Origin of the sequence: Glycomyces albidus (genome assembly GCF_009451885.1) — a bacterium.
GTDB classification, from domain to species: domain Bacteria; phylum Actinomycetota; class Actinomycetes; order Mycobacteriales; family Micromonosporaceae; genus Glycomyces; species Glycomyces albidus.
This window is the reverse complement of the sequence record NZ_WIAO01000003.1, coordinates 126,387-141,158: the sequence shown is the minus strand read 5'-3', so window position 1 is coordinate 141,158 and position 14,772 is coordinate 126,387. Positions and strand designations below refer to the sequence as shown.

The 14,772-nt window shown below is 70.3% G+C and carries 14 protein-coding genes; 2 read left to right on the top strand and 12 right to left on the bottom strand.

What is annotated here, in order from left to right:
• Positions 1 to 135: 135 nt before the first annotated feature.
• The 7 genes from GFD30_RS04020 to GFD30_RS03990 all read right to left on the bottom strand — a co-directional run bounded on the left by GFD30_RS04020 (position 136) and on the right by GFD30_RS03990 (position 8,638).
• Positions 136 to 1,818, bottom strand: coding sequence for a CBM35 domain-containing protein (locus tag GFD30_RS04020; RefSeq protein WP_153023934.1), 1,683 nt, complete (start codon positions 1,816 to 1,818; stop codon positions 136 to 138).
• A 203-nt stretch (positions 1,819 to 2,021) separates the two neighbouring features.
• The gene (locus GFD30_RS04015) at positions 2,022 to 3,686 is read right to left on the bottom strand and encodes an ABC transporter substrate-binding protein (RefSeq protein WP_153023933.1); all 1,665 of its coding nucleotides are present in this window, start codon (positions 3,684 to 3,686) and stop codon (positions 2,022 to 2,024) included.
• A gap of 63 nt (positions 3,687 to 3,749) precedes the next feature.
• Entirely contained in the window at positions 3,750 to 4,619 is an 870-nt protein-coding gene (locus GFD30_RS04010) for a carbohydrate ABC transporter permease (RefSeq protein ID WP_407648964.1), read from the bottom strand.
• 56 nt (positions 4,620 to 4,675) lie between these two features.
• Positions 4,676 to 5,680: an ABC transporter permease gene (locus GFD30_RS04005; protein WP_153023932.1), complete on the bottom strand. Its 1,005-nt coding sequence runs from the start codon at positions 5,678 to 5,680 to the stop codon at positions 4,676 to 4,678.
• Between the two features lie 42 nt (positions 5,681 to 5,722).
• Positions 5,723 to 6,784, bottom strand: a complete 1,062-nt coding sequence (locus GFD30_RS04000; protein WP_153023931.1) for a Gfo/Idh/MocA family protein — start codon at positions 6,782 to 6,784, stop codon at positions 5,723 to 5,725.
• A 13-nt stretch (positions 6,785 to 6,797) separates the two neighbouring features.
• Positions 6,798 to 7,511, bottom strand: coding sequence for a cupin domain-containing protein (locus tag GFD30_RS03995; RefSeq protein WP_153023930.1), 714 nt, complete (start codon positions 7,509 to 7,511; stop codon positions 6,798 to 6,800).
• On the bottom strand, positions 7,508 to 8,638 hold the full coding sequence (locus GFD30_RS03990; protein ID WP_153023929.1) for a Gfo/Idh/MocA family protein: 1,131 nt from the start codon (positions 8,636 to 8,638) through the stop codon (positions 7,508 to 7,510). Before GFD30_RS03990 ends, GFD30_RS03995 begins: the two co-directional genes overlap by 4 nt.
• Before the next feature lie 107 nt (positions 8,639 to 8,745).
• Here GFD30_RS03990 and GFD30_RS03985 point away from each other — a divergent pair, with 107 nt between their 5' ends.
• Positions 8,746 to 9,723 carry a LacI family DNA-binding transcriptional regulator gene (locus tag GFD30_RS03985; RefSeq protein WP_153023928.1) on the top strand — a complete coding sequence of 326 codons (978 nt, stop codon included), beginning with the start codon at positions 8,746 to 8,748 and terminating at the stop codon, positions 9,721 to 9,723.
• 58 nt (positions 9,724 to 9,781) lie between these two features.
• On the opposite strand, the gene sigJ is transcribed toward GFD30_RS03985, so the two are convergent.
• On the bottom strand, positions 9,782 to 10,633 hold the full coding sequence (sigJ, locus tag GFD30_RS03980; protein ID WP_153023927.1) for an RNA polymerase sigma factor SigJ: 852 nt from the start codon (positions 10,631 to 10,633) through the stop codon (positions 9,782 to 9,784).
• A 174-nt stretch (positions 10,634 to 10,807) separates the two neighbouring features.
• On the opposite strand from sigJ, the gene GFD30_RS03975 reads away from it, so the two are divergent.
• Positions 10,808 to 11,116: an antibiotic biosynthesis monooxygenase family protein gene (locus tag GFD30_RS03975; RefSeq protein WP_153023926.1), complete on the top strand. Its 309-nt coding sequence runs from the start codon at positions 10,808 to 10,810 to the stop codon at positions 11,114 to 11,116.
• Positions 11,117 to 11,286: 170 nt separating this feature from the next.
• On the opposite strand, the gene GFD30_RS03970 is transcribed toward GFD30_RS03975, so the two are convergent.
• The 4 genes from GFD30_RS03970 to GFD30_RS03955 form a co-directional block, all read right to left on the bottom strand.
• The gene (locus GFD30_RS03970; protein WP_153023925.1) at positions 11,287 to 12,189 is read right to left on the bottom strand and encodes an NAD-dependent epimerase/dehydratase family protein; all 903 of its coding nucleotides are present in this window, start codon (positions 12,187 to 12,189) and stop codon (positions 11,287 to 11,289) included.
• A gap of 263 nt (positions 12,190 to 12,452) precedes the next feature.
• Entirely contained in the window at positions 12,453 to 13,247 is a 795-nt protein-coding gene (locus GFD30_RS03965; RefSeq protein WP_153023924.1) for a hypothetical protein, read from the bottom strand.
• A gap of 90 nt (positions 13,248 to 13,337) precedes the next feature.
• Entirely contained in the window at positions 13,338 to 14,078 is a 741-nt protein-coding gene (locus GFD30_RS03960; RefSeq protein ID WP_153023923.1) for a hypothetical protein, read from the bottom strand.
• Positions 14,079 to 14,342: 264 nt separating this feature from the next.
• Entirely contained in the window at positions 14,343 to 14,618 is a 276-nt protein-coding gene (locus GFD30_RS03955; protein WP_153023922.1) for a hypothetical protein, read from the bottom strand.
• Positions 14,619 to 14,772: the final 154 nt, after the last annotated feature.

The window sequence follows — 14,772 nt, the reverse complement described above, 5'->3', positions numbered from 1 at the left end:
GAAGCCGCTCAATGGGGTGCGTCCCCTCCGCCTTGGGCGATTCGCCGAGCTGTTCTCGCCCGCGCCAGCAGCCGCCCCGCCGCGCGGTGCGGCGGGGCCGTCGCTAACCGCTGTAAGCCGAGCACGACGATGTCGTCATGCCGGCACGACGAAGGTCGTCACGCTCTCGGGAGGGAGCGATGCGGTGAAGGCGTTGCCTCTCCCCCAGACGGCGGGCTGCTCGGCGAGGTTCCGCGTCGCGTCGGTGAGCCACTGCCGCGCCTTGCGGACCGCGCGGCCCTTCACCGCGAACGACTGGCTCGCCGATTCGGTGGTCGTGTTGACGGCGACGATGACGAGCGTGCCGTCGTCGCCGGCGTACGCCGAGGTGAGGATGCCGGTCTGCGGCTCCTTCGGGGCTTCGACGCGGTGGTGGCCGGGGCGCACGAACTTCGAGAAGTGCGCCAGCATGCAGCCCCGCTTGCTGATCGCGCCGTCTTCGAGGAGGGGCCCGTAGAAGCGGCGGATGTACCACCAGACGTACGCCTGGAACTCGGCGTCGACCATCGCGTGGTGCACGTGCTCGGCGACCCGGAGGGCCTCGGGCCAGAGGTTCGCCGAGCTCGAGCTGTTCGGGTAGTAGACCTCCGTCATCCACAGCTCCTTGTCCGCGCCGTTCTCCTCGAAGAGCGGGTACGGGAAGTCCTCGACCGAGGTGCCGTAGAGGTGCGCGCCGAGGATGTCGAGGTTCGCGAGCGCCTCGGGGTCTTCGAGGATCGGATCCGAGACGCGCTTCACGTACTGGAAGGACTCCGGTGCGATGATGCGGCAGTCGATCCTCCCGGCGAACTCGGCGAGGAAGCGGTTCATCTCGTCGGTGGTCCACCAGGTCCACTCGTGCGCGTAGTCGGGCTCGTTCTGGACCGAGATCCCGTACAGCTCGACGCCGTTGTCGCGCATGTGGTGCACGAAGCCGTTCAAGTGGTCCGCGTATGCGCCGTACGCGTCGTGGCGCAGACGGCGGGCCTCGCCGGGCGGGGTGTACGCCGCGGCCATGAGGTAGTCGAGGTCCGGCCCGCCCTCGCCGGTCGCGACGACCGTCACCGGCCACTGGCCGGGCGTCATCTGGGCCTGGACCGACTTCCAGGCCCAGGTGCCCGCGTCGGTGCGAGGGAAGAGCACGCCTTCGGCGACCGCGACGCCCGCCACGTGGACGTCGGCGTGCACGTCTCCCGAGGGCGCCGAGTACCTGAACGCGAGGTTCTTGGTGCCGGCCGAGCCGATGACGACGCCGTCGAACTGGACGCTCGCTCCGGCGCCGTCGAAGCGCACATACCCTTCCCCCTGGTAGCCGGGGTTGTCGGTCGCGATGTGCGCGTTCACGAGCGTGGCGTTCTCGGCCTCGTACTGGCTGCCTTGGGGCACTTCGTCGCGCACGAACGGCTCGACGAGGTCGGCCGGCGGGTTCCACGGAGAGGCGAAGACGAGCGCTCCCTTGGCGGCCGCCGCCTGCGCGGTGGCGAGGTCGGCGGACCAGTCGGCGGTGTCCTCGGGCACGGGGATGCGCAGGATCGTGAAGCCGAGGTCGTCGGGACCGTTGTCGAAGGCGGTGTCGCATTGGGACGGGGTCAGCTCGCCGATCCAGCGCGCATGCGTCATGCCGCCGAACCCGCGGATGACCTGGCGGCGGCGTCCGGGCTCGACGACGGCGGGTCGCGGCCGGGTCGGATCGGCATGGGCGGGCGCTCCGGTCAGCCCGAGCGCCAGCGGCACCGAGGCGGCGCCGCCCGCGAGGACGGCGCGGCGGTTGACAGGGGTTTCGGATGGCGGCGTTGCCATGGGGTTCTCGCTTTCTGTGGGGTCCCTGCGCGGGGGTCGCGGCAGGGTCGTTCGCGGATCGTGAGCCGCGTCGGGGGTGTCGTCGAGTACTGGGCGGGGGGGGCCCCCCCCCGGCCGCCCCCCCCCCCGATTTTATGGACGGGGGGGGGGGGGTGGTGTTGTGGGGGGGGGGCGGGCGGGGGGGCGGCCGCCCCGCCAGTCTTTTATTCGGACTCGCTTCGGGCGCGTTCGAGCGCCGTGTTGACGGTCTCGACGAGTTGGCTCGCGCCGAGGCCCTCGATCTCGGTGACGTAGGCGTCCCAGTCGTCCTCGATGGATCGCTGGCCGGTGATGAATGCGGCCGTCGCCGCTTGGACGGCGTCGGTGAGCTGGGTCTGGAGCAGCGACGTCTGCTCGAGCTCGATCTCGTCCAGCAGGGGAGCGGGTGCGGTCGGGACCTGCTCCTTCCCTTCGAGCTGCCGCTCAGTCCAGTCCGCGATCTCGTCGGTCATCATGGAGAAGACGAGGTCCTTCGATGAGCCGTTGGCGAGCAGGAAGACGCCGTTGCTGTAGCCGTAGTCGGCGTTCAGCAGCTTCGGCGCGCCCGCGTTGATCGAGCTCCACCCGATGTCCTCGTTGAGGACGCGGGTGCCGTCGGCGTCGCGGGTGAACGTCTCGCCCTCGACGCCCCACTGAGCGAACTCCAGGCCCTCGTCGGAGTAGTACAGCCAGTCGACGAACTGGAGGAGCGCCTTGAAGTAGGGCTGCTCGGCCGCCTTGCTGCTGATCAGGATGCCGGAGGTGAAACGTCCACTGGGGAGCTTCGAGCCGGCGGGCCCGCCGGGGATCGAGATGAGCCGGATGGGGACGTCTCCGGCGCCGGAGTCGGCGAACTTGGTCCGGTACTCCGCGAGCGTCTGGGTGTTCCCGGAGATCGTCGCGGAGCGGCCCGAGATGAACTTCTGGACGGCCTGGTCGTCGCTCTGGGTCACCTCGGGGTCGAGCAGGCCGGCCTCCACGAGCCCCGCGGCGTAGGAGACGACCTCCTTGTACTCCTCGGTGGTGCCGGTGAACACGTACTCCCCGGCGTCCTCGTCGTAGAACGTGTTGGCGTAACCCCATCCGGCGACCGTGTCGTAGTTCGTGGCCATCACGCTGAGGAGCGAGCCGAGGGTCGTGGCGTCGGTCCAGCGGTCCGACATCGGGTAGTCGAGCTCGGGGTTCGCGTCCTTGACCTTCTGGAGCTGCTCGCGGAACTCCTCCCACGTGGCGGGGTCCTCGGTGACGCCGGCCCGCTCCCAGAGGTCCTCGCGGATCACGACGGAGTACTGCACGTCGGGTGCTTCGCGGACGCCGGGGAGGTGGTAGATCCGGCCGTCGGCCTGGCGCTTGTTCTCGAGGTCGGCTTCGAGGCCCCAGTCCTTGATCTTCTGCTGGAAGTTCGGCATGTAGTCGAAGTAGCTCGAGACCGCGAGGATCGCCCCTCCGGAGATGAACTGGGTCTCGCTGCCTCCGTAGGTGACGGAGATGATGTCGGACGCCTCGCCGCTGCCGATGAGGAGGGACTTCTTCTGGTCGAAGTCGGCCATGGGGATGTCGGTGCGCGCGAAGGTGACGTTGTGGTCCTCTTCGAGGTGGTGGAAGACCGACCAGTCGTCCTGCACCGGGTAGTTGGGGTGGTCGCGGTACATCAGCGAGAACTCGACCGGCTCGGTCGCCTTGAAGGTGACGCCGACGCCGAAGTCGTCCATGGCGCCGACGGAGTGCGCGTCGTCGATGGTGATGTCGCCGGCGGTCTCGTCGTTCGGGCCGTCGGAGCAGCCGGACAGTGCGACGTCGCATGCGGCGATGCCGGCGAGCGCTCCGAGGGCTCTGCGGGTGATGGGCATGGTTCTCTCCTGTCGAGGGATTGCCGTCGTTCGACGGGGTTGGGATTCGAGAGGTGCGGGCGTTCAGCCCTTGACCGACCCGAGCATGACGCCCGAGACGAAGTAGCGCTGGATGAACGGGTAGAGGCAGATGATCGGCAGGACGGTGAGGAGCATCGTCACGGCCTGGATGTTGGAGGCGACCTGGGCGGCCTCGCCGCCGTCGGTGATCTCCTGCGTCCCGGTCGCCGCGGCGATGAGGTTGCGCAGGTAGACGGTCACCGGGAAGAGCGACTTGTCGTCCATGTAGAGGAAGGCGCTGAACCACGAGTTCCAGTGCCCGACCGCGTAGAACAGCGTCATGGTGGCGAGCACCGCCTTGGACAGGGGCAGGACGATGCGGAAGAAGATCCCGTAGGTCGTGAGTCCGTCGATCGCCGCCGCCTCTTCGAGCTCGGTCGGGAAGTTCTCGAAGAACGACTTCATCACCAGCAGGTTGAAGACGCTCAGCGCGCCCGGGACGACGATCGCCAGGATGCTGTTGCGCCAGCCGAGGTAGCTGGCGATGAGGATGTAGTTCGGGATGAGGCCGCCGCTGAAGAACATCGTGAACACGGCGATGCCCACGAAGAACGTCCGTCCTTTCAGGTGCGGTTTGCTGAGCGCATAGGCGTACGTGGAGGTGATCGCCATGGCGATGGCGGTGCCGACGACGGTGTAGAGGACCGTGTTCGCGTAGTTGGTCCAGAACAGGTCGTCGGCGAACACGACCTGGAAGGTGTCGAGGTTGAACCCGCGCGGGATGAGGTTCACTTCGCCGGCCGCGATGTACCCCTCCGAGGAGAACGCCTTCGCGACGAGGTTCACGAACGGGTACAGGGTCACGGCGCAGACGAGCAGCAGCGCGGTCACGTTGACGACGCGGAACACGCGGTATCCGAGTGATTCCCGGATGACGCCGGTCTCGCGGCGGACGTGGGCGAGGTCCGGCTTCCTGGACAGGTCTTCGGTCACCACAGCGAGGTTCCAACCATTCGACGGGACAGGGTGTTCGCGAGCAGCACGAGCACGAGGCCGATGGCGGCCTCGAAGAGCCCGATCGCCGTGCCGTAGGAGAACTGGGCGGACTGGATGCCGACGCGGTACAGGTAGGTCGCGATGACGTCGCCCGTGGAGTAGACGAGCGGGTTCTGCAGCAGCAGCACTTTCTCGAAGCCCACGGCCATGAACGAGCCGATGTTCAGGATGAGGAGCACCATCATCATCGGGCGGATGCCGGGCAGCGTGATGTGCCACGTCTGCTTCCAGCGGCTGGCGCCGTCGACGCGCGCCGCTTCGTAGAGCTGGTCGTCGATCGTGGTGAGCGCCGCGAGGTAGAGGATGGTCCCCCACCCGACGGTCTGCCAGACCTCCGAGGACACGTAGATCGGGCGGAACCACTCCGGCCGCTGCATGAACGGCACCGGGTCGGCGCCGAACGCGGTGGCGACCTGGTTCACCGTGCCGTTGAGGGCGGTCAGTTGGAGCACGAGGCCCGCGACGATCACGATCGACATGAAGTGCGGCAGGTACGAGATCGTCTGCACGATCCGCTTGAAGCGGCGCGACCGCACTTCGTTGAGCATGAGTGCCAGGACGATCGGCAGCGGAAAGGTGACCAGGAGCGTCAGGGCGCCAAGGATCACCGTGTTCCAGAAGACGTTCCAGAACTGCTGGTTGGTGATGAAGGCTTCGAAGTAGTAGAAGCCCACCCACTCGTCGCCGAAGATCGATCCCCCGGGACGGAACCTCCGGAACGCGATGACGTTCCCGAGCATCGGGATGTACTTGAACACCAGGAGGAACACGACCGGCACGACCAGGAACGTGTACAGCCGCCAGTCGCGGGCGAGCGCGCGGCGCCATGTCACGGTCGCGCGCCGGGGCGGCTTCCGGCGGAGGCGGCGCGGGTGTTCCCGTGCGGGCGCGGCCGCCCGCGCCTCGGGCGCGGACTGCGCTTCAACGGAATGAGTCATTCGGAGCTCCACATCGTTGTGGTCTTTCGTCCTCGTCGCCCGCTACGGGGCGAGGACGACGGCGTCGACCTGCGCCTGCAGGCTGAGTTCGGCGGCCTTCAGCGCGTGCTCCTGCGTCATCGCGGTCTCGGTGCGGTCGATGCAGTCGCGGATGAGCCGCCCGAAGTAGGGGAAGCCGGTCATGCCGTTCGCGTTGAACCGGTACTGGCCCTCGTGGTTGACGAGGAGGACCTGTCCTCCGCCGTTGTCGGTGCCGATGTCGATGTACTTGCGCAGTTCGATGTAGCCGTCGGTGCCCAGCAGGAGCGTGCGTCCGTCGCCGAAGACGCCCAGGCCCTCGGGGGTGAACCAGTCCACGCGGACGTATCCGGTGGCGCCGTTGTCGAGGACGACGTGGGCGTCGCCGAAGTCCTGGAGGCCGGGGGTGTCGGGGTGGGCGTAGTTCGCGACCGTCGAGGTCGACACGCGGCCGTCGGCCGCGCCGGAGTAGAAGAGCATCTGCTCGAAGTTGTGGCTGCCGATGTCGCAGAGGATGCCGCCGTACTGCGCGGGGTCGTAGAACCAGTCCGGTCGCCCGCCTCCGATGCGGTGCGGGCCGAAGCACACCACCTGCACGACCTTGCCGATCGCGCCCCGCTCGACGAGCTGGCCGGCGAGGATCGCGGCTTCGGAGTGGATCCGCTCGCCGTAGTAGACCGCGTACTTGCGGCCGGTGCGCGCGGTCGCCTCGCGAACGGCCTTGAGCTGCTCGAAGGTGGTCAGCGGCGCCTTGTCGGCGAACGCGTCCTTGCCCGCTTCGATGGCGCGCAGGCCGATCGGGGCCCGCTCTGAGGGGATGGCCGCCGTCGCGACGAGGCGCACCTCGGGGTCGTCGAGCACCTCCTGTTCCGACGCGGCGACGCGCGCGGTCGGGTAGCGCTTCGCGAACGCGGCGGCCCGGTCGGGGTCGGGGTCGAAGACCGAAGTGACGGTCGCGCCGGCGCCGATGAGGCCGTCCGTCATGCCGTAGATGTGGGCGTGGTCGAGGCCGACGGCCGCGAACGCGAACGCTCCGGGCTCGACGACGGGCTGGGGAAGGGGGTCGAAGGTGTACGGGTGGTCCATTGCGGGGTGCTCCTTAATCGGTGACGTCGTAGGTGCGCAGGCGCCCGCACATGCCGAAGGCGCGCTCGCCTTCGGAGGGGATCGCCTGGTGCACACGGGCTTCGCTCAGGTGCGCGATGTCGCCTCGGGCGACCGCCCGGGTCAGCGCGAGTGACCGCTCGGCCTGCGCGAGGGGTCGCTCGCGCACGAGCCGGCCCCAGGCCTCGGCGCGGGCCTGGACGAGTGCGCCGGCCGCGGCGTGGAAGTCCTTGAGCGGTCCGAGGTCCCCGGAGCGGACCGCGTCGCGCAGGCGGCCGAAGCCGGTCACGGCCAGGTCGCGGCGCGCTTCCACGCGCTCGCTGCGGCCGTACGAGTCGCCGATCGTGGCCACTTCCTCGTACGCCGCGGGGTCGGCGAGGATCTCGGCGGGGAACGTCATGACCGCGTCGCCGGCCTCGGGGAGGCCCGCGTTGCTCATCAGCACAATGATCTTCAGCCCTCCTTGGTTCACGGCGCGGTGGATCGTGCCGGGCGTGAACCACACGACCGAGCCGGCTTCGAGCTCGGTCTCGTGGAAGCCCTCGCCGTCGATCGCCTGGAGCGTTCCCCGGCCCTCGACGACGAGGTACGCCTCCGTGGAGACCAGGTGCATGTGGGGGCTGCCGCCGCAGACGCCGTCGGGCGCGGCGCTCCCGTAGACGTCGAGATGCGACAGGGACGTTCCGCCGGGGAATGTGGACGACGTCATGACGCGGCCTCGGCGAGCGAGCGCTGCTTCTCGTGGAAGTGCGGTGCGTGCTCCACGAGCCGGCCGGCCCGGTAGTAGGCGTCGTCCGCCTGGAGCGGGAGCTGGACGAACGTCCGCTCGATGCCCGACTTGTAGATCGCGGTGACGACCTCGATCGCCGACCTGCCGTCCCGGCCGTCGGCGATCGGGGCCCGCCCCTCGCGGATCGCGGACAGGAGGTCGCCGATCTGCCCCGCGTGCCCGCGGTGGCGCAGCGGCTCGCGCTGTGCGACCACCGCCTCGATGGCGGCCACCAGGTCGGGGTCGCCGCCCTGCTCGGGGAAGCCGGCCTCGTTGGACCGCTCGGCGACGACCTTCCACGGCTGGGACACCCGGGCCTTCTCGCCTTGGACGACGATCTCCTGCTCCTCGCCGTGGTGCACGACCGAGCTCGTCAACTGGGCGAGGCCCTGCTCGAACCGGAACACCGCGACGGAGAGGTCCTCGACTTCGCTGTTGCCGTGCTGCGCGTTCGCGAGCATCGCGGTGATCTCGGTCGGGCGCCCCAGCATCCACAGCAGGAGGTCGATGTGGTGGATGGCGTGGTTGAGCGTGCAGCCGCCGCCTTCCTTCTCCCACGTGCCGCGCCACCACAGGTCGTAGTACGGCAGGCCCCGCCACCAGGCCGAGTCCACTCGGACGTGGGAGACGGAGCCGAGCAGGCCCGAGTCGAGGACGTCTTTGAGCGTGGCGAGGTCGTCGCGGAAGCGGTTCTGCGCCACCACCGAGAGCAGCTTCCCCGAGCGCTCCTGCGCGGCGAGCATCGCGTCGCATTCCTCCAGCGACGGCGCCATCGGCTTCTCCACCAGGACGTTCACGCCCGCGTCCAGTGCCGCCACGGTCAGGGCCGCGTGGGTGGACGGCGGCGTGGCGATGCTCACGAGGTCGAGGCGGGCCTCGGCGAGCATCCGAAGCGGGTCGTCGTACGCGGTCGCGTCCTCCAGCCCGAACGATGCGGCCTTCTCGGCCGCCTTGCCCGCCACCGCATCGGCGAGCGCGACGATCTCGCACTCCTCCGGGAACGCGCGGTACCCCTCGACGTGCGCCCCCGCGATTCCGCCGGTGCCGATGATTCCTACTCTGAGCATGGTCCTCAAGCTATCTACTACGTATTACTAAAACGTAGTAGGTAGTATGAGCACGCTCAAGCCGCGGGGTCAAGGTCTTCGCGAGGATTTCTCAAGATGGAGGATGCATGGCGAAACGGCCGACCAGCCACGACGTCGCTCGGCTCGCGGGGGTCTCGCAGTCGACCGTCTCCCTGGTGTTCACCGGGCGCAGCGGCATCTCGGCCGCGACCCGGGAGCGGGTCCTCCAGGCGGCCGCGGAGCTCAACTACCGGCCCAACCTCGCCGCCCGCTCCATGCGCACGCGCCGGACGGGGCGGCTGGCGGTCGTCATCCCGTTCGCCGGCCTGAACCTCGCGCCCGTCCTCGAGGGCGCCGTGACCACCGCGCGCGAGGCGGGGTACGCCGTCGAGGTCGTCAGCCTGTCGAACGACGAGATCGAGGCGCTCCTCGACTCGTCCGAGTACGAAGGGGTCCTCTCGTTCTCCCCGATGCCGGCGGCTCGGGAATCGGCCGAGGGTTCGACCACCGCGTTCCTCGCGCTCTCCGAGTTCGACGAGGAGATGCACGCCACGGGGGCGTTCAGCGACGCGCAGCCCGTGGTGGAGATGATGGAGCGCCTGGTCGAGCTCGGACACCGGCGGTTCCTGCACGTCGCGGGCCCCTCCAACTTCCCCGCAGCCGTCGCGCGCCGCGACGCCTACCTCGCGACCGTCGACCGGCTCGGGCTCGAGTCGGTCGGGGTCGTGGCGAACAACTGGAGCGGCATCACCGCGAAGGAATGCGTGCTCGCACTGCCGGACGACGTCACCCCGCTCGCGATCGTCGCCGCGAACGACGTCCTCGCGGCGGGCGCGATCCGCGGCTCGGTCGAGCGGGGATGGTCCGTCCCGGGGGACGTCAGCGTGACAGGCTGGGACGACGCGCCGCTGAGCGCCCACTTCATCCCGTCGCTGACGACCGTGTTCCAGGATCGCGTGCGCCTCGGCGCCTACTCGATGCGCCGGCTCGTCGCCGCGATCCGCGGCCAGGAGACTCCCGAGCCGGAGACCGGCCTGCAGAAGGTCATCTGGCGCGAATCGGTCGCCCCGCCCAGCACGCGCTGACCGCCGGCCCGCCGGGCACCGGGAAACCGGTGCCATTCGGAGCAGGGCTGCGCGGGTCCTACTGCCAGGCGGTGAGTTTGTCCGGGTTCCGCATGACCCACAGGTGCCGGACCCGGTCGCCCGCGGTGGCGACGGCGATGACGGCGGTGACGGCGCCGGCCCCGTCCTTCGCGACCAGTCCCGCCCGGCCGTTGACGTCGGCGACCTCGACGGTCAGATCGGGCACCCTGGTGTACACGCCGACCAGCAGGGCCGCGACGTCCGCGGCACCGAGGACCGGCGCGGTCGGGGCGGTGACCCGGCCCCCGCCGTCGGCCACGGCCGCGACGGCGGGATCGAGGAGCGGCAGCAGCGAGTCCGGGTCGCCCTTCCGCCAGGCGTCCTGGAACGCGGCGACCACACGGGCGTGGTCGGCCGGGTCGACCTCCCGGCGCCGGCCCTCGCGGACCCGCCGCCGCGCCGACGAGGCCATCTGGCGGCAGGCGCCGGCGGACCGACCGACGATCGCGGCGATGTCCGCGAACGGGTAGCCGAAGGCGTCGTGGAGCACGAACACGACCCGCTCCGCCGGGGTCATGGTCTCCAGCACCAGCAGGAGCGCGTAGCCGACCTCCTCATCGTGCGCGGCCAGCTCCGCCGGGTCGCCGCCGGCCGCGAACGACGCCGGGACGGGTTCGGGCAGCCACTCGCCGACGTACCGTTCGCGGCGGCGGCGCGCCGACCCGAGCACGTCCAGGCAGATGCGGCTCACGACCGTGACCAGCCAAGCGATCGGCGAGTCGATCGCCTCCCGGTCCGACGCCGAGAGGGCGTACCAGCGGGCGTAGCCCTCCTGCACGGCGTCCTCGGCGTCGGCGACCGATCCGAGCATCCGGTACGCGACGCCCAGCAGCAGCCTTCGGTCCTGCATGGGTCGCCCGCCTTTCGCCTCGCCTCGGATCCGACGCCCACCGTAGCCGGTCGGCACCGCGGCGCCTGTGATGCGCCTCATCCGGTGCCGTCGCGGCCTGACACCGCGGGGGCGCGATTCGTCATGTGGTCACGGGCGCCTCGTTCGCCCCTGAACCGACAAGGAGCACCAGACATGTCAGACGCATCAGTGACCTTCATCAGCGTGTTCGACGTCGCGCCGGAGCGGCAGCAGGAGCTGGTCGACCTCCTCACCGAGGGCGCGGAGCAAGTGGTCAGCCGCCAGCCCGGGTTCGGCTCCATCGAGCTCTACCAGAGCCTGGACGGGAGCCGGGTCGTGAACATCGCCCGATGGGAGAGCGTCGTCGACGCCGCGCGGACCCGCGAGCACCCCGAGGCCGTCGCCTACGCGGCCCGGGCGGCCGAGATCGCCTCGGCGTCACCGGCGATGTTCCGGCGCACGGTGACCGTCCCGCCGCGCTGACCTTGGACCGTCGGTTCCCGCTGCCGCACCGGCAGCGGGAACCGACGATGCTCGAAGTCTCGAGCAGAGCGGATTGGATTCGACACGGCTTCCGCACCCGATGGAAGCCGTCGGCATCTCCCGAAGCGGTCAGCAGCCCGAAGGGGTTCGGAAGGCCGCCGCGTGCGGAATCAGGATCCGGTGGCGGGCGGGGCGGCGCCCCGGTGTTCGGGGCGCCAGCCGAGTTCGCGGGTCGCCTTGTCGTGGCTGACGCGCATGTCGGTGTCGATCATGAGGGCGCCCAGGTACGGGACGGCGAGGCGCAGGAGCCGGTCCGGCAGTCGCATCGGCGGGCGCCCGCCCGCGGCGGCGATCGCGTCGCCCATCGCGCCCCACGTGGACGGCGTGTCGTCGACGAGGTTGTAGGCGGCCCCCGGCGCACCGCGCTCGAGGGCGGCGACGGTCCCGGCCGCGGCGTCGTCGACGTGGATCCAGGACATGACGCCACCGCCGCTGCGGGGTACGGGGATCGACCGCGCGCTCGCTGCCGGGTCGAACCAGGTGCCGGGGCCGTAGAAGCAGCCGTACCGCAGCGCGATCCCGCCGGCGCGGCGAGTCTGGTCCTCTGTGGAGTTCAGTCCGTCGAGGACGTGGTCGGTGAGGTTCCCGGCGGGCTCGCCGAACGGGTCGTCCTCGGTCAGGATCCGGTCGCCGTGGTCGCGGTAGCCGTACCCGAGCACCAGGGACTGGGCGAGCAGCCGGGTGGCGCCGAGGGCGTCCGCGGCGGCCAGCAGGTTCGCGGTCCCCGTCTTGCGGAGGGCGGTGCTCATGTCGCGCTCGTCCAGCGTCCGCTTCGGTTTGGACAGCGCGGTCAACTGGCAGACGACCGCGTCCGCGCTCAGGCCCTCGACCGCCCGCAGCAGGGCGCTGCGGTCCATGGCGTCGGCCCGGACCGGATCCGCCCCGAGCGCCTGGACGGCGTCCGCGGCCTGGGCGCTGCGCGCCAGACCGAGGACCTCGTGTCCGGCCGCGATGAGCGCCCGGGTGAGCGGGCGGCCGATGGCGCCGGTGGCGCCTGCGACGAGTACCTTCATGGCTTGCTCCCTGCATGAGCGGCGAACTTCTGGCACACGTGTCCCACTGCGCCGCATCGGATCCTACGCCGCGAATCCGACCGCGACCGCACGTCGATCCAGGACGAAACCACCCATTCGCCCGCCTGCATCGGTCAGCCGTGCAAGAACCGTGCGGCACTCGTGGGCACTTCGGGTCAGGGGTCGTCACATGCCTTGAGCGGGAACGGTGACCGCGCATGGCTCTGCGCGGTCGGCCGGCGGAGCCCGGCCCGGACGACGGTTCAGTACTCGCGCCGACGCGGGTTCCCGAGCTCGACGCCTGGCGGGACGCCGTCCTCCGTGCGCTGCTTCCTGTCGACGCGCTGGAGCGCCATCGCGGTGATCACCAATGCGACTTCGACGGCGATCGACAGCACCGCGAGCCAGCCGATGCCGGACGTGAGGGCGATGGCGATCACCACGGCGTCGATGACGATGAACGGCATCAGCAGCAGGGCCGCCCGGTTGCGGCGGAAGTTGGACTCCGAGGTGTCCATCCGGCTCTCCGCGATCGCCTGGTGCGGGCGCGTCAGCACCTGCAGCGGCCACAGCACGACCACGAAGAGCGCCAAGGCGAGCAGCAGTCCCGCGACGTAGCCGAGGAGGCCGAACAGGATCGACGGCATCGGGGGGCCGTCGGCGGCGAACCAGTAGTGCCACTCGTCCGCCGCCTGCGCGGCCGCGATGGCGCCCGAGAGGTGCAGCGCGATCTCGGTGGTGAACATCGCGATCACGGCGCCGAGTGCGCCGAAGATCGGGAAGACGAACCAGCGCGCCTGCACCGAGCCCATCGACATGTCGCGGTCGCGCGCCCACGCGAGCTCGAGCGTCGGGAAGGCGCCGGCCACGGCCGGGCCGATGAACATGAGCCAGCTCGCCGGGTTCTCGCCGTCCGGGTCGCCGACGGCGATCACCAGGCCCCAGGCGCTGGCGAGCGCGCCCAGTACCGCGATGATCCGGGCCGGGACGCTGTAGTGGATCGCCAGCCACGCGCGAGCGGTGCCCGGCCGTTCGGTTCGGGGTGGTCGTCCTGCCATGCCGGGATCGTACCAACGGGAGACCACAGGAAATCGCTGCTCAAGCGTCAGGCATACAGCGGCCCAGCAGGGTTCCACCGCAGGTCGCGGTCACGCCGTTCGAGGGTCGGATGCGGCTCGGCGCTTGAGACCGCGCTTGTACCGGGCGCTCAGGTAGATCACTCTCGCGACGGTTCCGACCGCGAACGCCGCCGCCGCGATCTCGGTGAACACCGCGAGCGATGCGCCGCCGGGTTCGCCGGTCCGGTGGGCGGCTCGGCCTTCGGGATCGTAGGTGACGACCACCGGCTCGCCGATGTCGAATCGACGGGAGGGCGTCGTCCGCTGGGAGAGTTCTCCGGCGGTGGGGCAGTCCAGGGTGTGCTCGTATCGGGGCTCGCGGTCGTCGCCGCTGCGGATGTACACCTTCTCCTGCGAGGTGACGGTGCACGTCTCGGTGACGCCGCGTTCGATGAGCACCTGCTCGTTGACGCCGAGGAAGATCAGGAGCGGCATCGCGAAGAGCACCAGGTGGATCCCGATGGCCGCCGCGACCATCACCGTCCGGCCTTCCCGGAGGACGAAGAACCAGATCTGGACGAGGAAGAGCAGGATCGCGACGCCGAGCAGGAGGACGGGGATCGGCGTCCAGAACGAGTCGGCGACGAACATGGAGTACCAGGCGGCCGCGCCGGTGGCGGCGGTGCCGGCGAGGACGAGGACCGCACCGGCGACGATGTCGCGGCCGAGCCTGATCCGGTCTTCGAACCGGTGCTCGGGGCTCGCTCTGCCGGGCGGCGGAACCGGGTGGCCCGCTTCGGAGAGCGGGGGGCGGTAGGGGTGGTTGCTCACGTGGGCACTTCCTCGGGGCTGGAGTGATCACGGCCAACCTAGCGCCTCTACGCGACGGCGATGCCGCCCTTCGGCTTTCCTGCCGCTGTTCCGCCTGTGTCCCGCCCGTGGCCGCCTCTCGCCGCCGACATGACCGGACCCGCGTGCATGGCGGCCACCGAGTCCGGGGCCGCGGCGGCATGTAGCGGCCGCCGCGGCGTGCGCGCTTCGGCTGCGCCGGCATCCTTGCGCCCTCGCTGCGCCGTAACGCGGCAGCGGCATGGGCTATTTCGGCTGCTCTGCGAAGTAGCAGGCGGTGTCGGCGCGGCGCTCCGGGATACCGATGGCGACCATCTCGCGGTAGCAGGCCGAATGGCCTTCCCACCCGGCGCCGAGTGCGCAGGCGTATTGCAGGCGGGGGCCGACGGCGTAACCCCAGTTCCTGAGGTACGTCTCGCACTGGTCCGCTGTCGCGTGGGCCGGTGCCGCAAGGGCGAACAGTGCCGCGGCCGCTGCCGTGAGCAGTACGGTTCCGATTCGGACGTACGGTGTGAAGCGCATGCGCGTCGGGTCCTCTCCGGCCGGTGATCTCGGATGCGCTGAGCGTAGGCGCGATTTCGGCGGCTCACCGACGATCAGGTGGTGCGGAGCATCGGGTTTCCGACACTTCGGTGCCGCTGACGGCGCCGCGGACGCGGATCCGCGCCTGTAGGAG